Below are 20,282 nucleotides of genomic sequence, written 5' to 3' on the forward strand. Positions count from 1 at the left end.
TTTCACCCCTTTCATTGTAGTATTTTTGTTGATCCGTTTAACCTTCAAAGGTCACAGTAAAGCTGACGCCGTTCTCCGTATTTTTCACAGAATAAAGACAAGCGTGCATATCTAATATTCGCTTCGCAATGGAAAGCCCCAGACCTGTACCGCCCGTCATTCGACTGCGAGATGGCTCAGACCGATAGAACCGTTCCCAGATTTGCTCTAGCTGATCTTCGGGGATGGATTCTCCTATATTTTGAACAGTGAACACAATAGTCTGGGCATGACTCTCAATATTGACGGTGATAGAACTTCTTTCTTCTGCATGTCTGATAGCATTAGTCATAAAATTCAGCAGAACTTGTTCGATCCAGTTCACATCAGCATATATCGGTAATTCGTTTGCAGGAATAATGATGACCTCCAAATGTTTTTCACTCAGCAAGTGAACCAGCTTGTCCGTCACCTTTTCCGTCAGTTCACTTAACATAAAGGAAGTTTTCCGAAGTTTAATCGTGCCCGACTCCAACCGCGCTAGATCTAGCATATTTTTAACAAGAAACTCCATTTTATCTGCTTCCTCAATAATCACCTTAATGTAGTGATCCTGCTTGCCGGCGCTAACGCCGTCTTCTAATCCCTCGGCAAAACCTTTGATAATACTGAGCGGTGTCTTCAATTCATGGGAGGCATTAGCAAAAAAGTCCTGCTGCATGATCTCCATTCTTTGTTTCTGCTCCATATCCTCAACTAGCTGCTGATTGGCCTCTCTTAACTCTCGTAAAGCAGAATCCAGACTTAGTGATAAGGTGAACATGCTATTAGAAAGACTGCCTAGCTCATCCTTCTGCCGAATCGATGTGTCCCCTGTAAAGTCCAGAGAAACCATCCGTTTGGCTATGTTGTTTAACTTAATTAGCGGACGTGTCACCATTTTCGAAAAAAAGAGAGAAAGAACCAAAATCAGGACAATGCCGCCTATTCCCAGATATAAAAAGAACCAACGCAACGCCTCGTTCGAATCCTTGACTTCCTGTAATGAGGTGACTGTGAATAGTAGTTCAATTTCTCCGGTACTTTGTTTAAGAGGCAAAATAATCACAGAATTACGACTCCCACTCCAGGGAGCAATCCAGTCTTGCTTCTGTATTTTCAAATTCTTGAAGTCGTTTATCTGCGCCGGTGTCAAAGGAAACCATTCCTCTAGAGCTTCAAACAGTATTCCCTGGCGTGGATTCCATATTTTCAAATCAGGCAATACAATTTCTGTAACAGTACCTGAAGCGTGAATCATCCCAGTCTCTTCCGTATCCCCTATTGTTCCGGTCTCTTTTTTTGTAATACTTATAGGGTAGATTATAGCGGGTGAAGAACTGTCTTCATCCAGTAGTTCGCCTTCGATGCTGAGCTGATCATCTACTTTAATGTTCGCTGCTCTAAGCGCATCTCCGTACTGATTCATGAATAGGGATAAAGAGACAACCATACTCTTTCCGTCATCATCGATTAACTTTATGTGAAATGGATCTTCCGAATTCATTTTTCCGTCCAGCTTCAAAATAACCATTTGTGTTTTATTCCGCAGCATAAACCGAACGAGCTCCTGGGAGGTTCGAGTGCTTCCCCACGGCTCGCTTATATATCTTGCAGCAAAGCTCTTAAGATGTTTCTCCACGCGGTTCTCTTTTTGCTTCTGATAGAAATTGTCAAACAACAGCAATTGGCTTAGAATCACCATGCCATAAAAGCAGAGGAAAAAGATAACGGTCATCACAAACAGTTTAAAAGTAATTCCGCGTCTTCTCATGCCTCTTCCTCGAACATGTACCCTGTACCAATCACCGTACGAATAAACCGAGATTCATAACCCAATTTACTTCGCAGCTTTTTAATATGACTGTCCACAACTCTAGAATCTCCTTCAAATTCAATTCCCCAGATCCGACTAAGGATCGTATCCCTTGAAATGACAATCCCTTTGTTTCGTATTAAAAGCCATAAAAGATCATATTCCTTAGGGGTAAGCTCCACTTCCGCATCTTCTACCTCTAAGCGATGAGCTAAGGTGTTAAACATCGCGGAACCAAATTTTATTATGCTGGATTCAGGCTGATGAGAGCCTTCAACACGCTTCATAAGTGCATTTGCCCGGGCTACCAGCACCTTTGGACTAAATGGCTTTGTAACATAATCATCGGCTCCTAATTCAAAGCCGTAGATTTTGTCGTCATCCGTAGACTTGGCGGTTAACAAAATGATAGGTACCGCTGATTTTTCACGAACTTCACGGCATACTTCAAAGCCATTCATAGCAGGCATCATGATATCCAAAATCAGCAGATCCGGCAGCAGTGAGTCAAACCAAACCAATGCATCTATTCCATTATCGGCTTCGAGTACTTCCCAATCATTCTGTATGAAATAATCAGACACCAGTTCACGAATACGAATTTCATCCTCAACGAGAAGAAGCTTCTTTTTCAATCTAGACCCCGCTTTCAAACCATTTATAAATATTAGCATAGTCGAACGCTATGTCCTTTATGTGTCCACAAAAAACTCCTCCTGTCATGAGCCATGCAGCTCTAGCAGGAGGAGTTCATTTTATCCCTGAACATCCGGAACAATACTTTACTATTTTCAATAGGTTATTCTTTATTTCCGTCCGGCTCTGATGGATTTTCTTCGTTCTCAACAGGGGGTTCCCGATGGATATTAATTCGAGTAATCCGCAATCTTGTCGATTCCTCGACTTCAAATATCACATCTTCTACTTTAACCCGTTTTCCTTTGGTTGGATTCCCCTCCAGCTCCTTAAACAACCAGCCACCAATGGAATCCACTTCATCATCCTCGATCACTACACCCGTAAGATCATTGACATCTTCAATCAACATCCGGCCTTCAACGGAAATATAATCTCCATTGCGTTCCACACTCGGACGCTCATCTTCGAATTCGTCATGCAGATCGCCTACGATTTCTTCCAGAATTTCTTCTGCTGTCAGTAGCCCGGCTGTACCGCCGTATTCATCGACAACTAGCGTAAGCTGAGCTTTATTCTTCTGCATAAAACGAAGCGTATGGCTAATCTCCATCGATTCCGGCACGTTAAGGATTGGTCGAACCAACGTCGTAAGATCATTCTGCTGCTCAGGTGGAGCAAACAGCAGGTCGGTAATATGAATAAAACCAATAATACGGTCCTTATCTTCAAAAGCAACCGGATAACGTGAATGTCTTGTTTCGGTAATAATCTTCATATTTTCTTCGAGCGAAAGATTGCTGTACAGCACATCCATATCCGTACGAGGCAACATGACTTCACGAGCGAGAAGATCAGAGAATTCAAAGATGTTATCCATCAGCTTCATCTCATCTTTATCAATGACACCACTCTTAGCACTCTGATTCATAAGAATACGAATTTCCTCTTCCGAGTGGGCTGCCTCACTCTCATTCGCGGGCTCAACACCCACTAAACGAAGCAATGCGTTCGCCGATGCATTCAGTATCCAGATAAAAGGCATAAAGAGATTATAGAAGAACATCAGCGGTGCCGAGAGTAGTAGCGCAGATCCTTCTGTTCTTTGAATCGCAAGCGATTTCGGTGCAAGCTCACCAAGTACAATATGTAAAAATGTAATAATCGAAAATCCGATAACAACAGAAACAGTAGAAATCAGAGTACCGTCGGTAATCCCCATTTTATACATTAACGGTTCAACGAGCAGCTCTGAAATGGCCGGCTCACCGACCCAGCCTAATCCCAGTGACGCGAGTGTAATCCCAAACTGGGTGGCAGATAAGTAAGAATCCAGTCTCTTATTTACCTTGAGTGCATATCCAGCCATTTTATTACCTTCACTGACAAGTTGGGTCAGACGAGACTGCCTGACCTTAACTAATGAGAACTCCGCTGCTACAAAAATACCGTTCAATAATACGAGCACCAGAACAAGCAAAAGATTAAGCATTAATCTCCCTACTTCAAATTCCGTATGCGCCACTTTAACAACGCCTCATTTCTACAGATTGATCGCTTTTCTAGTTTTGAAATCAACTTCCGGATAATACATATCCGCTACTAACAGGTTAGGTCCGCAACAACCTGCTGCATCGCAGTAACAATTCACCTTCTGGTTCAGCGGATGCTTCGTCTGCCAATCGATAAATATATCATCCAGTTTTTGGCTGTCTATGTTCCCAAAGGCTGCGATATCAGCGAAATCTGTAACGAAAACATCTCCAGTAAACATATTTACGTTCACACGATTCCGACCATCCGGATCGTTACGAAGCGTAACATTCTTCTCTGCACGCATTCTACTTAGCAATTTCTGATCTTCTTCAAGGAAGCTGCAAGCAAAAAACGGAAGCGTGCCGAACAACATCCATACCTCTGGATCACGCTGGTCCAGTAACGAATGGATCGCTGTCCGCATTTCATTTAAAGATAACACTGGCAAAGCGGAAGCAAAGCTCGAATTGTACATCGGATGAACTTCATGGCGTTTTGCTCCCATGTCAAGAATCAGCTTATGAATTTCAGGCAGCTTAGTGTGGGTACGGTAATTAATCATAGTTTCCGCAGAAATTAACATACCATCCTCACTTAGTTGGCGAGAGTTCTCAATCATTGTATTATATAGCCGGTAAGCGGCTTCCTTGGCAACCGCATGACCACTGTTCGCAAAACCTACTTCATGAAAATCGTCACCGTTCACATAATTAAATGAAATATGCATAACGTCCAGATATGGAAGCAGCTTCTCATATCGGGAATACGGCATCGTCAGATTAGAATTAATTTGTGATCTGATTCCCCGCTCTTTGGCATATTTCAACAATGGCACAATGATATTATCCACCGTTCCGGCGCGAAACATGGGCTCTCCACCCGTAATACTAATAGTTTCTAGATGCTCAACTTCCTCTAAACGGTCTAGCATATTCTTAAGCGGTAGCATATCTCCTTCTTTGGAGGTTAGACTATCACCAACAGCACAGTGCTCACACCGCATATTGCATAAATTGGTTACAGTGAATTCCACACTCGTTAGCACATGGCGGCCATGCTTACGTAGAGAAGTGATTGGATCCCATGGATCGTAACTTGGCGACAGCTCCCTCGGTGAAGATGTTAATGGTCTTAAAACATTCATTTGCACTAGCTCCTTTAAATCTTATTCCTATTATTAACCCAAAATCATGAAGAAAGAACGATGACTTACCCTATATCATACCACGTTAGGCAAAAAAACTGCACTTATGATGTCTTTCTGGCCTTCTATACTTGCGCTACATTTCAAAAAAAATAAAAGCAGCGAGACGAAAAATAGGCTTCCGACATATCTTCGGACAAGCCTAATCTTCTCTCCACGCTGCTATAAATAATCAATTTGGCGTTTCCAGAGAACCGCCTTGTTCTGCGACGTCAATAATAACAACGGAGAGGGCTTTACTAAGATCTCGTTCAAACGGTACGACTTTCTCTCCTTCAGGACCCGTAAGCACACGTACGGTGGGTCTGTGAGGCGTACTTGGATCTATTTTGACCACAACCCCGCTCTCCCCGGTACTGAGCTTCACCGTAAGCCCCAGCGGATAGATAGCTACGCGATCTCTAAACAACTCTAAATGCTTCTGCTCATATAAAGTACCGGAACCAACATAGAGGGCCTCAACGGCTTGATGTGGCAGCATAGCCTTTTTGTAGACTCTATTGGAGGTCATGGCATCGTAGGAGTCCGCTACACCCAGCCACTTGGCATATTCATGGATTTGGGGCCCTGTTAATCCGCGAGGATATCCGGAACCGTCAATGCGTTCATGATGCTGCAAGGCACAATGTGCTGCGAGCAGCGGGATATTCGGCTCCTCCTTTAGAATCTGAAACCCAATCTCGGTATGAGCCTGCATGTGGCGGAATTCTTCATCACTGAGCCTGCCGGGTTTCTGTACGATTTTTATCGGGATTTGTGTCTTCCCAATATCATGCAGCAGCGCGCCTAGCCCAATCACTCGAAGTTCCTCTTTACTATACCCGTGAGCAATACCTAGCACTAAAGTGTACAAGCAGACATTCAGGGAATGGACATATAAATAGTTATCAGCAGTGTGCATATCCATCAGCATGATCATCGGATCTTCTTGTAAAGACATATCGTCTAAAATGTTATCCATGATCTTAGAAAATTTTTTGTCCAGATGATACAGACCCTTGGTAATTCCTGAAGCCCCAGACATTTGCTGAAATTGATTACGAATCACCTTTAGCGCCTGATTGCGCGTCTCATCCTGTAGAATACCAGTAATCACAATATCGTCCGTGACAGAATCCTCTATGTAGATATAGCCGATATCAATTCTTGCAAGACGCTTGATCAATGCATCCGTAAGCTCCACCCCGTCTGCGAGTAGAGTTAGACCTTCATCATTATATATTTTTTTACCTAATTTCATGCCTGCTTGAAGCTGATTCACGGATACTAAACGCACTAAACTCACTCCTGCCTTTAACGGTAAAATACTATTCTGTATTGAAATCCTTGGGTCACACGCTTTGTCTATACCGTTTCTATGGAAATTCAGACAGGTGTACCTTAAAGAAAATCAGATGTGTCTAGGTCTATGCCAACGGGCATTAACGCATAATAAACAACCAGAATACAGCAGCAAGAATAAATCGATAGATCGCGAAATGCGTTAATCGAATCTTTTGAATCCATTTCATAAACAAAATGACCACTAAATATGCCACTACAAAAGAAATCAGAAAACCAATTACAAAATAACCAATCGTCTCACTTGTGAAGTTTTTATACGAATCCAACAGTTCATATCCGGAAGCCGCACACATAATAGGAATGGCTATGAGGAAGGAAAAATCCGCAGAAGCCTTGTAGCTGACCCCGCTTAACATCCCCCCGGAAATAGTAGACCCGGAACGGGAGAAGCCCGGCCAAAGTACCGAAATAATCTGATACAATCCAATCGCGAGCGCCTGTCCGTAAGACAAATCATCCAGTTCGTGAGCAGTAATTCGTATTTTGCGTCTGTTCACCCATTCTGCAACAATCATTAGAATCCCTCCGGCCACCAGTGCCCAGAGTACAGTCGAAGCTCCAAAAAGACTTTTGATAAAATCGCGGGCAAAAAATGCCACAGCAAGTGCTGGGGCAATCCCGAGAATCACATGAATTAAGTTCAGACGGGATGCCGGCATAACGCCTCCTCTACCTGAACTACTACGTCCAATCCCTAGCAAATTGAGTACTCGCTTGCGGTAAACAAGTGCAATCGCCAAAATCGCCCCTAGTTGAATTACAATTTCATAAGTCTTCATAATCGAATCTTGCTCAGCGAAACCTAATAGCTTCGTGGTCAAGATCATGTGTCCGGTCGAAGATACAGGAATAAATTCAGTGATCCCTTCGACAATTGCTAAAATAATAGCTGTAATCGTGTCCATAATGTCCTCCTATTTTTGGGAATCTAGCACTGTTAAATGGAGTCTATAAGTGTAGATTATGAGCTGTCGGCCTTATTCAGACTTAGCCTCCCAGCGAGTGAGCATGCATTCATCGAGGCTGTTTGGACGCTGTAACTCCATCCGCAAGAGATCGCGCAAAAAATGAGGTAATAGAAACAAAGCATCCTTCCCATTCGCGATCGTCTCATAGCCGGCCCTGAAAGTAAACATGTCCAGCGTACCAACATTATACTCTCTTTCATCCTCCAGTGGGTTTCCTTCGACAAAAACTGCAACACTCTTATCATACGGTATCATTAGTGGGTCGTACAAGATTTTTAATCCATCTACTGCCAAGCTGCCCAGATGATTCCCGCGGAAACCGTACCCGTAAATGACCTTACTATAAAACTCCTCTGTAAGGCTCTGTTCCAAAGCTGTGCGAATATCTATACCCTTCAGCTTAATGATGCAAGTATTGATGGGAGAAGGACAAAGTGCGTGCAGCATCCCTGTCGTAACCTCGCCTTCCGGCAATGGTCCTAGCAGCTGACCCGTATTAACTAATGACATACTAGTTCCTGTAAATCCACGTACTGCTTGTGCCAAAAGATTGCCAAAGGGGGACTCTCCCCGCAAGTTCAAAGGAAGCTCACGGTCAGTAATCGCAGCGATCGTCTGAAGAGATTCTTGGCCATGCTTCAAATGAATAGCGACTGCAGGACCTATAACCTCCTCCTTTAGAAGGGGGTCAATAGGAATACATTCACCCGTCACTAAGCTGAAATCAGACTGAGGATCTAGTCGCTCAAATTGTAGGCGCCCGAGATACCGACCGAATTTCCCAGCACCGCATACGGCAGTACCATTAATCATAATAGGCTCTTCTAACAGATGGTGCGTATGTCCACCAAGAATGGCATGTACGCCCTCTAACCGTTCTGCCAGAATTTTATCCGTAGGAAGTCCGAGATGAGATAGAACGATTAAAATATCCACCTGTGGCGCTAAAAGTAGGCATTGTTCCCGGAGCGCAGTCTCAGGATCTAAAGCATCCCAGCCCAAAAGGGAATAGAACGAAGTAAATGCCGCTGTTGCTCCGGTCACTCCAATTTTAATTCCATCCTTCTCCAAGACCGCATGACGCTTCATCCAGCTTGGCGGCTCTCCTGTCGAAGACTCTACAAAATTACAGCATACTACCGGGCACTGTAACCCGGAAAAAATAGATGACAACATCTCCTGAGAGAACGTGAGCCCCTCATTATTGCCAATGGTTACAGCATCATATCCTGTTAAATTTAATACATCGATGTTAGCCTGACCCATAGTGCCTTCTGTCTCAACAGCTGCACGATCCATATGATCACCAATATCCAGCAGCAGTACAGGCTCTTCTCCCGCTGCAGCCCTTTGTGCGGCGATTTCCGCTGCCACCGGACTTACCATTTCAAAATGGCTATGTATATCATTGGTATGAAGTATGGTCAGTCTTTGTGGCACATGCCCCATAAGCAACATTCCTCCTACCCTTGAGCTGCTCTTTAATGAAGCAGTCGGTGCGTGATCTTATAGAGCCTAGCATAACATTTTCAGACACATTATGGTATATTGAAGACATCAGATCATACATCAGAGGAGAATAAAAATGCATATTACTATCCGACTATTCGCGGGTCTGGCTGAGACAATCGGCTCTTCTTCTCTGTCCTTCCAAGCGACTGAGATTCCCTTAACAGCTGGCAAGCTGAAGGAGCTTCTATCTGCCTCTTATCCGAATGCAGCATCCCAAATTGGGGCTTCTTTAATTGCCATTGACCGGGAATATGCTCCTGATGATTCTATCATCACAGCGTCTTCCGAAGTCGCACTTATTCCTCCAGTTTCCGGGGGAGAGAATGGCACTATATATGAAACTACTACTGATGGTCTCTATAGCATAACGGACCAGCCTTTAAATGCAGAGAAGCTTCTAGATGCCGTTCTTGACGTCAATCACGGAGCATCCTTATTATTTATCGGCACTACACGTGAAATGACCGGAGAACAACGTACAACCGCACTTCATTATGATGCCTATATTCCTATGGCCTTAAGTAAACTAGAGGAGATTGGTAAAGAAGTGAAGAACCGCTGGAACGCAAACTGCGCCATATCTCACCGCATTGGGCTTGTAGGTTTAAAGGAAGCAAGTGTTATCATTGCCGTCTCCACACCCCATCGCGATACCTGCTACGAAGCCAGTCGCTTTGCCATTGAACGATTGAAACAGACGGTTCCCGTTTGGAAAAAAGACATTAATGAATCGGGCCAACATTGGGTGAACTCTGATCAAAAAGCTAGCGATACAATCCACAAATAATCTTTTCTCCTTTTTGATTGAAAAATCTGAACTTTGTTGATATTCTGGATAAAATCGGATAAAAGGTGGCATAGGCATTGAGAGTACACGTCTCGGATCTAAAACCTGGTAATCACCTTAACGCGGACGCGTATAGTTCTAGGGGTTTACATGTATTACCAAAAGGATCACTGCTCCAAATAAATGATATCGCCAAGCTGATGCAGCTTGGAGTTGATTATGTTGATATCGAGACGTTAGAGGAAGAGGTATCCCCCCTCAGCAGACCTTCAATTATTCAGACGGTGACCACTAGTTTTGATACCATGATTGATGGCTTCGAGTCTCTTTATATGGAAGCGTTATTAAAAGGAAGCTTCAACCAATCCGTGGTAAACGACATTCTTCAGCCTTCGCTTCAAACTTTGGACAAGCATAAAGATGTAGTGTCCCTCCTGCTTTTGCTAGATCGGGAAGATAACTATACCTACAATCATTCCCTTCAGGTGGGCATGCTCTCTTATTATATTGCGATATGGCTTGGTTATTCCAAACAAGAATGCTATGAAATTGGTCGTGCAGGCTATTTGATTGATATTGGAAAATGCCGAATTTCACCCTCTCTCTTGAATAAACCAGGGAAGCTAACGCCAGATGAGTTCGAGGAAATTAAACTACATACTAAGTACGGCTACGAAATTATACGTAATTCCATGGACGATTCTTACACAGCTTTGGCTGCTCTCCAACATCATGAGCGTGAGGACGGCTCTGGCTATCCGAGCGGTCTAACCAAAACTGATATTCATCCTTATGCACAAATTGCAGCTGTAGCTGACATTTATAGTGCGATGACTTCTAAACGAGTCTATCAGTCGAAGCAAGAGCTTATTTCCGTCCTGCGTGAAATAAACAATCTAAGTTTCGGCAAACTGAACGCTAAAACCGTTCAAGCCTTTATCCAGCATTTAATGCCCAACTTCATCGGCAAGCGTGTGTTGCTGAACACAGGTGATATTGGCGTAATTATTATGAACAATCTGGTCGATATTTTCCGACCACTGGTAAAGGTTGACGGAATGTTCGTGGATCTTTCCCGCGAACGGAACGTTGCCATTGTAGAAATTTACATGGACTAGGGCGCTTCGCCCCCTCCCAAACCCTTTCTTCAAAGGGAGGGCCCTTAGGGTTCCAACCTCTGGACAACCAGAAGTTTGGTGTAAACTTGTGGCGGTGGTGGATAGAAGGAACGCCTTGTGTAACCTCGCTTTGAGGCTCCTTCTTTGCTTCGCAAGAATCGGGGCCTCAAAGCTATCTTTCGAAATCCATGATCCTCCGTTTTCTTTCGGGGGATTTTTTCTGTTGTATTTTGTGCAATCAAAAATAAAGAAAACGTCTTTTATAAGCACATTTTCCTAATACTGTTGCACAAAGTGCAGTAGATGTTATTTTATGAGTGGATAAGGTGCTTTCTATTGTAAATACTGCAATAGAAAGCTCCGAATCCAGGTTCCTAATTCCTTACCTTCTTTAATCTGTACCTACCTAAATTCTTCCTTCCTACAAATCCCCAACAGATCCTCCCATTGCCCATAACCCTTAGTCAGTTGTACCCCTCCTATCATTAATCTCTTGATGATTGAATTACAATTTTCTTGGCGAGACTAATATGTGGTTTAAATATTTCCAGGAGGTAAAAAGTATGCTTCCAGTCCATGAACGTCTTGCCGAGCTATTCACTCTAAGTCGTCTACGCCAGCTTACAGCCTCCGAAGAAACGGAACAACAGCAATGCCTTCAGGTGAATGCCACTTACTGTTGGGAGATGGCACGACTACAGAATGAAATACTGTTAGCGGAACAAACAACGGATACACAGTGGCATCAGGATATTTGTGCCCAAATGTTTGAGCTACGTATAACGGGTAGATTACCTAAACGCCCGAAATAATTGGACGTACGATATAAAACAGCCCACTCCTCATTTGCTTTCGCAAAGGGAATGGGCTGTTGTTCTTTGCTATAGAAAGCGGAACTGCGCTTCTATTAATCCGTTATACACACCATCACGTGATGTCAGTTCTCGGTGGGTTCCTTCTTCTTTAATCTCACCATGGTCCAGAACGACTATTTTATCCGCATGGCGAATGGTAGATAGTCTATGAGCGACGATAAAGGAGGTCCGGCCCTGAAGTAAGATTTTGAGTGCCTCTTGAATCTTCAGCTCCGTCTCTGTATCAATACTTGCCGTAGCTTCATCAAGGATCAGAATCCGCGGATTCGCCAATAGTGCACGGGCAAAGGAGAGCAGCTGACGCTGTCCCATGGACAAGGCACTACCACGCTCTTCTACCTCTGTCTCATACCCTCCAGGAAGCTTCATAATAAAGTCATGGGCATCTACTGCTTTCGCGGCATTTTCCACTTCTTCATCGGTAGCATCCAGTCGACCAAACCGGATATTATCGCGAATCGTTCCTGAGAAAATGAAGGTGTCCTGCAGCACGATTCCGATCTGCCTTCTCAGACTATCTAGAGTAACTTCACGGATATCTTCACCGTCAATCGTAATTCTTCCGCTCTTAATATCATAGAACCGGCCAATCAGGTTAATAATCGTGCTTTTCCCCGAGCCAGTATGACCCACCAGCGCGATCGATTGCCCAGCTTTTACATCCAGATCGATGCCTTTTAAAGCCGCCCGACCTTTTTCATATTCAAAAACGACCTTATTGAAGTTAATATCTCCACGAATCGTTCCTAGTGGTTTAGCCCCTGGATTATCTTGAACCGAAGGCTGCTCATCCAAATATTCAAAGATCCGTTCTGAGGAGGCCATCGCTACCAGCAGCTGGTTATACATCTGCCCCAGACGGTTAATCGGGTCCCAGAAGTTGCTGACATAAGAGCTGAACGCTACCAGCAAACCGACAGTAAGCTCGCCAGATTGGATGAGATACGCCCCTAACCAAAAGAGGATCATCGTTCCAAAACCACCAGTGATCTCGATCATCGGCCCGAAAGCTTGGTTCATCGCAGATGCTTTATTCCAGGACTTTTTGCTATCTGTATTCATAAAATCGAAATAATTCATGTTTTCACGTTCTTGTGTATAGGCCTGTGTGACTCTGATCCCCTGAATCGATTCATTCAAGTGAGAATTAATTCTAGAGTTCTTCATCCGCACATCCTGCCAAGCGATCCGAATCTTCTGACGCAGCTTAGTAGAAATAAAGAACATGATCGGAACCGTAACCATTACTGCAAGACCAAGTTTCCAGTTGATCAATAACAGAATAATGGTAATCCCTAAAAGCTGTACACAGTCAATCATCAGATTGACTACCCCGTTCGTGAACAAGTCCTGCAGTGAGTTGATATCATTCGTCACACGTACTAATACCGAACCTGCTGGGCGTTTATCGAAGAAGTTAAAAGAGAGCTTCTGAATATGCTTGAACAAGTCAGAACGCAAGTCATAAATGACTCTTTGTCCAATGATGTTCGTGTACTTAATCCGGTACACACCTGCAATCCATTGAATGAGATATAAGACAATGACACCTGCCGTAAGCGAATAAAGAAGTGTTAAGCTTGGATTCCCAACCTTAGGCGCTATAGCACGGTCGATAGCTAAACTTGTCAAGAAAGGAACGGTCAGCTTCGTAATGGTTCCCAGAATCATCATGATAGAAACCAGTGGAAGCATCTGTTTGGCGTAAGGCTTCATATAGCTGAATAATCTGGTGAACTGCTTCCAGTCAAACGCTTTGTCGATCACATCATCATCTTTGTACACGAAACGTTCATCAAGTGTCTTCTGCTCGGCTGCTTTACGCTTTGCTCCCGTAGCGGTGTTCTGTTTGGCTTCAAGTTTCATATGCCTCACTCCTCCCCTCTTCCGGTAGCTCTGGCCAGATAGTCAGCATATTGTATCCGGTATACATCCTGGTATGGACCTGGAACTTCAATTAGCTCCTGATGAGTACCACGCTGCTGAACATGACCTTCGTTCATGACAATGATCTGATCCGCATGTCGCAAGGAGGATATCCGATGGGCAATTATAAGTGTTGTACGCCCATTCATGACCTCCTGGAATCCCGCTTGAATCTCATGTTCCGTTTCCATATCGACCGCACTGGTCGCATCGTCGAGGATGAGGATACGCGGATTCTTAAGCAGGGCTCTTGCGATCGCAATCCGCTGCTTTTGTCCGCCAGAGAGACCCATCCCGCGTTCACCCACTACAGTGTCATAGCCGTCTGCCATCTCCATAATGAAATCATGCGCCTTTGCCAGCTGTGCAGCACGGATAATCTCCTCCATGCTTACATTTTTCAAGCCATATGAAATATTGTTGCGGATGGATGAGGAGAACAGGAATGTTTCCTGGAATACGGTGGCAATCTGTGACCGCAGGCTGCGCACACTGTACTCTCTAATATCAATGCCATCCAGCGTAATACTCCCTTCATTGACATCATAAGCACGCATCATCAGTTGAGTAATAGTGGATTTACCTGAACCTGTGCCTCCAAGAAATCCGATAATTTCACCTGATTTAGCTTCAAAATGGATGTCAGTAACAGCAGGCATTTTGTTCCCGTACGCAAAGGTGACATGATTAAAGGCAACATCCCCCTTAACCTCGGAAGGCACCAGTTCACGGGCATCCTCTTTATCCTTAACATCAATTTTTTGATTAAGTACTTCAAGTACACGTTCTCCCGAAGCTTTGGACTGTGTATAGTTATTAATATGAAAGCCTAGACCCCATACCGGTCCAATGATGTACCAAATCAAACTGAAGAAGGCAACCAATTCACCTAGTGACATTTTCCCGTTAATGACGAGTGTACCACCTACGCCTAACAGGATAGCTATACTGACCGATGCTAAAAGCTCCATGACCGGAAAAAACTTACTCCAGAGCTCAGCGGCAAAAATCTGATTATTCTTATAACGTTCATTACGGTGTGAGAATTTTTCAACTTCGTGAGCCTCTCTAGCAAACGATTTGACAGTTCGCACACCCGTGATATTCTCCTGTACAGCCGTTGTCAGAGAACTCAGCGCAAGGCGCATCTCTTGGAAGGCCGGATGAATCTTGGACTCAAATCTTAAAGCTACTGCTGCCAGAAATGGCATAGTAATCAAAGTAACCAATGTTAGCTGCCAATTAATGGTGAACATCATGATAGAACCAAAGAGCACCATAAAAAACACATTTAGCAACTGAGCAAAACCAAAACCGATAAAGTTCCGAATCGCTTCCAAATCCCCGGTCAGCCGGGACATCAGATCTCCTGTTTTCGCGGTATCATAATAACGGAAAGATAGAAATTGTAATTTCTCATAACAAGCGTTACGTAGCCGATATGCTAGAAAATTACCTAACCGCCCTCCAAAAAAACCATGTGCAAATTGCAGGCATGCTTTTACGATAACTACAGCTAACACACTGAGAGCCAACACGGGCACCTCTTTAAACTTGAGTGGAACAATTACTTCATCGATCAGCTTCCTTAACAAATTGGGGGTAATTAGCCCCACTGCAGTTGCAGCGGCCAAGCATACAATCGAAAGAATCAAATAATGTAGCTTCTCTCGGTAATAGCCTCGCAGTTGCCTGAGAACATCCATATCTCTCCTCCTTAAAGCTTTACGAAGTAAAGCTGCTTCGTAAGCATAGACTTAGCTTTACAAAATAAAGCTATTTTTTAGCGCTTTCAATTTTAGTGACTTTAAGCAGTGTATCATCCCTAATTTAAAGCGGCAAAGGGTAGAATTGAGCGTTTATCCTGTTATTTCGGAAAAAAGACCCATATATAGGTGATAAACGACCATCATTGTCTTAAAATACTCGAGTTTCCTCCTTAATGCTGTTGAATTAAGAAACATCATGATCCTTGATGTGATCACCCCCTCCAAAATAAACTTTTATCAAGCTTTTTTGCATAAAATTTGGATTTAACCCTCTAGAATGAAAACCCCATCTCAATTTCCAATAAAAAATACGTATTCGAGTGACTTGAGCATAAAAGCATCAAGATCACTGCGAATACGTATTTTGTATTACTTATTAGAATGAAGCCGGAACCTTGAAGATCAAGGTTAACCGATACTTCCTTCCATTTCGAATTTTATCAAACGGTTCATTTCGACCGCATATTCCATCGGCAGTTCTTTGGTGAACGGTTCGATGAAGCCCATAACGATCATTTGAGTTGCCTCAGCTTCTGTTAGACCGCGGCTCATTAGATAGAACAGCTGCTCCTCAGAAACTTTGGATACCGTTGCTTCGTGCTCAAGCACGATGTTATCGTTCATGATTTCATTGTAAGGAATCGTATCCGAAGTGGATTCGTTATCCAAAATGAGTGTATCACATTTGATGTTCGATTTCGCACCTTCTGCCTGACGGCCAAAGGAAGCAAGACCACGATAAGTTACTTTACCGCCGTGCTTACTGATCGATTTCGATACAATAGTGGATGTTGTGTCTGGAGCCAAATGGATCATCTTGGCACCAGCATCCTGATGCTGGCCTTTACCCGCTACCGCGATGGACAGTACTGAACCTTTAGCTCCACGGCCTTTAAGAACAACCGCAGGGTATTTCATAGTCAGCTTGGAACCGATGTTGCCATCGACCCATTCCATCGTAGCATTCTCTTCTGCAACCGCACGTTTAGTAACGAGGTTGTAGATGTTTGGAGCCCAGTTCTGAATCGTAGTATAACGAACGCGTGAGTTCTTCATACACAAGATTTCAACAACCGCACTGTGCAGAGAATTCGTGCTGTAGATTGGCGCTGTACAGCCTTCTACATAATGCACGAAGCTATCTTCGTCAGCGAGGATCAAGGTACGCTCAAATTGTCCCATGTTCTCGGAGTTAATACGGAAGTAAGCCTGCAAAGGAACTTCACATTTCACACCTTTAGGAACGTAGATGAAGCTTCCGCCTGACCAAACTGCACTGTTAAGTGCTGCAAATTTATTATCGGTTGGAGGGATGATCGTCCCGAAGAACTTCTTAAGAAGCTCTGGATGTTCACGCAGTGCAGTATCGGTATCTGTAAAAATAACCCCTTGATCTTCAAGGCTCTTCTGCATACTGTGGTATACAACCTCAGATTCATATTGTGCCGATACGCCGGCGAGGAACTTCTGTTCCGCTTCAGGAATACCCAGCTTATCAAAGGTTTCCTTGATTTCGGAAGGAACTTCTTCCCAAGTCTTCCCTTGTTTCTCGGAAGGTCTTACATAATATTGAATATCCTCAAAATCTAAATCATCCATATTGCCGCCCCATGTAGGCATCGGCATTTTACGGAACTGTTCAAGGGATTTTAAGCGGAAATCAAGCATCCACTGTGGTTCATTTTTGATTGCTGAAATTTCTTTAACAATTTCGGCCGTCAAACCTTTACCAGACTGGAATATCGACTTATGCTCATCACGGAACCCGTATTGGTACTCTTCCATATCAGGCGCTTTCTTAGCCATGGTGTCAGCCTCCTTGTTCTACTGTTATTTATGTTGCTGTTCTTCGTCAATTCCTTTACGAAGCGCGTTCCAAGCCAGTGTTGCACATTTGATCCGCGCAGGGAATTTATTCACACCCGATAGGGCTTCAATGTCTTCATAATCTCCAAAATCCACATCTTCACCCTTCATCAGTAAGGAGAAGTTATCGGCTAGTTCGAGTGCTCGTTCAACCGTTTGTCCTTTGATCGCCTCAGTCATCATCGAAGCCGATGACATACTGATCGAGCAACCTTCACCGTTATAACGGGCATCCTTGACGATTCCATCCTCTACCTTAAGCTGAAGTGTAATACGGTCACCACAAGTTGGGTTATTCAGTTCAATTTTCAGAGCATCATCTTCAAATGAACCACGATTCCTAGGACTTTTATAATGATCCATAATAACGCGTCTGTACAAGTCATCCAAGTTCATAGCCGAAGTACTCCTTTGTCTTGATTAAAGCGTCCACCAGTCGATCTACATCCTGCTCGGTGTTATACAGGTAAAAGCTCGCACGTGCTGTTGAGCTGGCTTCCAGCCAGCGCATCAGCGGCTGACAGCAGTGATGACCAGCACGGATAGCAATTCCCTCCGCATCTAGTACTGTAGCGACATCATGCGGGTGAACGTCACCCAGATTAAAAGTCACAACGCCAACTTCACGATTGCGCGGACCATAAATGGTCAAGCCATCAATTTCAGATAAACGCTGTTCTGCGTATGCGGCAAGCTGCTTCTCATGGCTGTGAATCTCATCCATGCCGATTTCTTGTAAGAAATCTACGGCTGCACCTAATCCAACAGCTCCTGCAATGATCGGCGTACCGCCCTCAAACTTCCAAGGAAGTTCTTTCCATGTCGATTCATAGAGACCCACATCATCAATCATTTCGCCACCGAACTCAATAGGTTCCATGGCTTCAAGGAGTGCTCTTTTGCCGTACAAAGCCCCAATTCCAGTAGGTGCTAGCATTTTATGTCCGGAAAGTGCATAGAAATCACAATCCAGATCCTGCATATCGACCTTCACATGAGGTGTGCTCTGTGCGCCGTCTACGACAATTACCGCACCGTTTCGATGAGCAATCGCCGCAAGCTCTTTAATCGGATGAGTTACTCCCATAACATTAGACACATAAGCGATAGCAACGATCTTGGTTTTATCCGTAATCGTCTTCTCAGCATCTTCAAGCGTAATCGTTCCGTCAGGTTGCAACGGTATATATTTTAAAGTAGCACCTGTCTTCTTAGCTAGCTGCTGCCAGGGGATCAAATTACTATGATGCTCCATCAGGGTGATGACAATTTCATCGCCTTCACCCACTGCAGATGGCCCGTAAGAAGAGGCAACAAGATTTAGGGCAGTGGTTGTGCCGCGCGTAAAGATGATTTCTTTAGTGCTGCGGGCGTTAATAAACTTAGCTAGCTTCTCCCGGGCTCCCTCGTAGGCATCTGTTGCACGGCTGCCTAGAGTATGGACGCCACGGTGTACGTTGGCGTTATCCCACTCATAATACGACTTGACCGCCTCAATCACTTGACGAGGCTTCTGTGAAGTAGCAGCACTGTCAAGATAGACCAGTGGATGGCCGTTCACATTCTGGTTCAGTATGGGAAATTGCTCCCGGATGGCGTTGCTAATCATTGACCTAACTTCCTTTCCACAAGAGATTGGAGCTGATTGCGCAGTCCCTCTAGTGGAATTTGCGACACAACAGGAGCCAAGAAGCCATAGATGATCAGAGTTTCTGCATCATGCCGTGTAATTCCGCGGGACATCAGGTAAAAGACTTGCTCGTGATTGACCTGTCCTACGGAAGCGGCATGGCCTGCTGTAACATCATCTTCATCAATCAGCAGGATCGGATTGGCGTCACCACGGGCTTTTGGACTCAGCATCAATACTTTCTCCGTTTGCTGACCGTCGGCTCTTGTAGCACCTTTCTCGATCTTAGTAATTCCGTTGATGATAGAAGTAGCATTATCACGCATAACCGCACGAGTGATCATGTCACTTGGGGTATTTTTGCCGAAATGCTGAGCTTGAGTAGTGTAATTCAGTTTCTGTGATCCCGTACCTACAGCAATTACTTTAGCATCCGAGCTAGAGCCATTACCTTTGAGCACAGACTTGGTATCACTTGCTGTATCACCATAATTCATCTCTCCAACAATCCATTCGATCGTTCCGTCATTCTCAACAACAGCGCGGCGGTAAGTCACATCTGTTGTATCCACGCCCAGCTGATGCACTGTAGCATAACGTACTTTAGCACCTGCACCCACGAATACTTCTACAGCACCATTGTGCAAGCCAGCTTCCTCTTTATCCGACACGTAGTTGTCTACGTATGTCAGGGAGCTGTTAGTATCCGCTACAATCAGAATGTGAGGAACAAATGAAGCTTCCGCATCATCTGTTAACAGCACCGCCTGAAGTGGAGTTTCAACCACTACATTCTTAGGAACATAGAGGAATACTCCCCCGTTCCATAGTGCTGCATGAAGCGCAGCGATAGAATGCTCGTCAGGCTGAATCGCCTTATGAAGGTAACGTTGTACCAAATCTCCGTGCTCTTTAACAGCCGTTTGCAGATCGGTAAAAATAACACCTTGTGCTGCAAGTTCAGGAGCTAGTCGTGTATATACTGCACCAGAGTTACGTTGAATAATCAGACTGCCTTCTTCCTGATCCTTGATCAAGGAGGAAATGGAAGCAGGTGCATCCTTCAGTGAAGCAATGGTTTCGCTTGCTTTGTAGCTACCATAATTATTCACATTCCAACGATCAATCCGTGTCTTCTCTAATTTAGGCAGTGTCAGAGTAGCTGCCAGTTCAAGTGCTTTCAAGCGGCTTTCTTTCAGCCAACCCGGTTCGCCGCTACTATGCGATAATTCGCTCAAGCGCTCGGCATCCACCGGAAGAATGGTCTGTGTCGTCAT

16 protein-coding genes are annotated in these 20,282 nt (G+C 44.2%); 3 read left to right on the forward strand and 13 right to left on the reverse strand.

Annotated features, from left to right (window positions below):
• Positions 1-37: 37 nt before the first annotated feature.
• The 7 genes from ACFWMP_RS05960 to ACFWMP_RS05990 all read right to left on the reverse strand — a co-directional run bounded on the left by ACFWMP_RS05960 (position 38) and on the right by ACFWMP_RS05990 (position 8,971).
• Complete coding sequence (locus ACFWMP_RS05960) at positions 38-1,792, reverse strand: sensor histidine kinase (protein ID WP_339801989.1); 1,755 nt, start codon at positions 1,790-1,792, stop codon at positions 38-40.
• Complete coding sequence (locus ACFWMP_RS05965; protein ID WP_060624606.1) at positions 1,789-2,469, reverse strand: response regulator transcription factor; 681 nt, start codon at positions 2,467-2,469, stop codon at positions 1,789-1,791. The genes ACFWMP_RS05960 and ACFWMP_RS05965 overlap by 4 nt, the downstream gene beginning before the upstream one ends.
• A gap of 164 nt (positions 2,470-2,633) precedes the next feature.
• Complete coding sequence (locus ACFWMP_RS05970) at positions 2,634-3,962, reverse strand: hemolysin family protein (protein ID WP_339248482.1); 1,329 nt, start codon at positions 3,960-3,962, stop codon at positions 2,634-2,636.
• A 51-nt stretch (positions 3,963-4,013) separates the two neighbouring features.
• Positions 4,014-5,150 carry a radical SAM/CxCxxxxC motif protein YfkAB gene (gene yfkAB / locus ACFWMP_RS05975; protein ID WP_379422512.1) on the reverse strand — a complete coding sequence of 379 codons (1,137 nt, stop codon included), beginning with the start codon at positions 5,148-5,150 and terminating at the stop codon, positions 4,014-4,016.
• Positions 5,151-5,382: 232 nt separating this feature from the next.
• Entirely contained in the window at positions 5,383-6,486 is a 1,104-nt protein-coding gene (locus ACFWMP_RS05980) for an HD-GYP domain-containing protein (protein ID WP_042186374.1), read from the reverse strand.
• Between the two features lie 145 nt (positions 6,487-6,631).
• Positions 6,632-7,459, reverse strand: coding sequence for an undecaprenyl-diphosphate phosphatase (locus tag ACFWMP_RS05985; RefSeq protein ID WP_042186371.1), 828 nt, complete (start codon positions 7,457-7,459; stop codon positions 6,632-6,634).
• Between the two features lie 72 nt (positions 7,460-7,531).
• Positions 7,532-8,971 carry a bifunctional metallophosphatase/5'-nucleotidase gene (locus ACFWMP_RS05990; protein WP_042186369.1) on the reverse strand — a complete coding sequence of 480 codons (1,440 nt, stop codon included), beginning with the start codon at positions 8,969-8,971 and terminating at the stop codon, positions 7,532-7,534.
• A 136-nt stretch (positions 8,972-9,107) separates the two neighbouring features.
• On the opposite strand from ACFWMP_RS05990, the gene ACFWMP_RS05995 reads away from it, so the two are divergent.
• The 3 genes from ACFWMP_RS05995 (at position 9,108) to ACFWMP_RS06005 (ending at position 11,751) form a co-directional block, all read left to right on the forward strand.
• Positions 9,108-9,821 (forward strand): molybdenum cofactor biosynthesis protein, encoded by a 714-nt coding sequence (locus ACFWMP_RS05995; RefSeq protein ID WP_042186367.1) that lies wholly within the window; start codon positions 9,108-9,110, stop codon positions 9,819-9,821.
• Positions 9,822-9,898: 77 nt separating this feature from the next.
• A complete protein-coding gene (locus ACFWMP_RS06000; protein ID WP_339246409.1) occupies positions 9,899-10,939 on the forward strand; it encodes an HD-GYP domain-containing protein in 1,041 nt (346 codons plus the stop codon).
• A gap of 563 nt (positions 10,940-11,502) precedes the next feature.
• Complete coding sequence (locus ACFWMP_RS06005; RefSeq protein WP_042186363.1) at positions 11,503-11,751, forward strand: DUF7667 family protein; 249 nt, start codon at positions 11,503-11,505, stop codon at positions 11,749-11,751.
• Between the two features lie 69 nt (positions 11,752-11,820).
• Here ACFWMP_RS06005 and ACFWMP_RS06010 read toward each other — a convergent pair whose 3' ends face one another.
• From ACFWMP_RS06010 to sufD, 6 genes are all read right to left on the reverse strand, one after another.
• A complete protein-coding gene (locus ACFWMP_RS06010) occupies positions 11,821-13,680 on the reverse strand; it encodes an ABC transporter ATP-binding protein (protein WP_379422516.1) in 1,860 nt (619 codons plus the stop codon).
• Positions 13,681-13,685: 5 nt separating this feature from the next.
• A complete protein-coding gene (locus tag ACFWMP_RS06015; RefSeq protein WP_042186359.1) occupies positions 13,686-15,446 on the reverse strand; it encodes an ABC transporter ATP-binding protein in 1,761 nt (586 codons plus the stop codon).
• A gap of 471 nt (positions 15,447-15,917) precedes the next feature.
• Positions 15,918-17,315 (reverse strand): Fe-S cluster assembly protein SufB, encoded by a 1,398-nt coding sequence (sufB, locus tag ACFWMP_RS06020; protein WP_042186357.1) that lies wholly within the window; start codon positions 17,313-17,315, stop codon positions 15,918-15,920.
• A 24-nt stretch (positions 17,316-17,339) separates the two neighbouring features.
• Positions 17,340-17,771 (reverse strand): Fe-S cluster assembly sulfur transfer protein SufU, encoded by a 432-nt coding sequence (gene sufU, locus ACFWMP_RS06025; protein WP_379422519.1) that lies wholly within the window; start codon positions 17,769-17,771, stop codon positions 17,340-17,342.
• Positions 17,758-18,984, reverse strand: a complete 1,227-nt coding sequence (locus tag ACFWMP_RS06030; RefSeq protein WP_076284184.1) for a cysteine desulfurase — start codon at positions 18,982-18,984, stop codon at positions 17,758-17,760. Before ACFWMP_RS06030 ends, sufU begins: the two co-directional genes overlap by 14 nt.
• On the reverse strand, positions 18,981-20,282 hold the full coding sequence (sufD, locus tag ACFWMP_RS06035) for a Fe-S cluster assembly protein SufD (protein WP_042186353.1): 1,302 nt from the start codon (positions 20,280-20,282) through the stop codon (positions 18,981-18,983). The genes ACFWMP_RS06030 and sufD overlap by 4 nt, the downstream gene beginning before the upstream one ends.

Source organism: Paenibacillus sp. NPDC058367 (genome assembly GCF_042723305.1).
Taxonomy (GTDB): Bacteria; Bacillota; Bacilli; order Paenibacillales; family Paenibacillaceae; genus Paenibacillus_AQ.

Excerpts from the sequence above, each read along its gene's own strand:
- ACFWMP_RS05985 (WP_042186371.1), bottom strand. The coding sequence starts at position 7,459 with ATGGACACGATTACAGCTATTATTTTAGCAATTGTCGAAGGGATCACT.
- ACFWMP_RS06010 (WP_379422516.1), bottom strand. The coding sequence starts at position 13,680 with ATGAAACTTGAAGCCAAACAGAACACCGCTACGGGAGCAAAGCGTAAA.
- sufD (WP_042186353.1), bottom strand. The coding sequence starts at position 20,282 with ATGACGACACAGACCATTCTTCCGGTGGATGCCGAGCGCTTGAGCGAA.
- ACFWMP_RS05970 (WP_339248482.1), bottom strand. The coding sequence starts at position 3,962 with ATGCTTAATCTTTTGCTTGTTCTGGTGCTCGTATTATTGAACGGTATT.
- ACFWMP_RS05995 (WP_042186367.1), top strand. The coding sequence starts at position 9,108 with ATGCATATTACTATCCGACTATTCGCGGGTCTGGCTGAGACAATCGGC.
- yfkAB (WP_379422512.1), bottom strand. The coding sequence starts at position 5,150 with ATGAATGTTTTAAGACCATTAACATCTTCACCGAGGGAGCTGTCGCCA.
- sufU (WP_379422519.1), bottom strand. The coding sequence starts at position 17,771 with ATGAACTTGGATGACTTGTACAGACGCGTTATTATGGATCATTATAAA.
- sufB (WP_042186357.1), bottom strand. The coding sequence starts at position 17,315 with ATGGCTAAGAAAGCGCCTGATATGGAAGAGTACCAATACGGGTTCCGT.
- ACFWMP_RS05960 (WP_339801989.1), bottom strand. The coding sequence starts at position 1,792 with ATGAGAAGACGCGGAATTACTTTTAAACTGTTTGTGATGACCGTTATC.
- ACFWMP_RS06015 (WP_042186359.1), bottom strand. The coding sequence starts at position 15,446 with ATGGATGTTCTCAGGCAACTGCGAGGCTATTACCGAGAGAAGCTACAT.
- ACFWMP_RS06030 (WP_076284184.1), bottom strand. The coding sequence starts at position 18,984 with ATGATTAGCAACGCCATCCGGGAGCAATTTCCCATACTGAACCAGAAT.
- ACFWMP_RS05990 (WP_042186369.1), bottom strand. The coding sequence starts at position 8,971 with ATGGGGCATGTGCCACAAAGACTGACCATACTTCATACCAATGATATA.
- ACFWMP_RS06005 (WP_042186363.1), top strand. The coding sequence starts at position 11,503 with ATGCTTCCAGTCCATGAACGTCTTGCCGAGCTATTCACTCTAAGTCGT.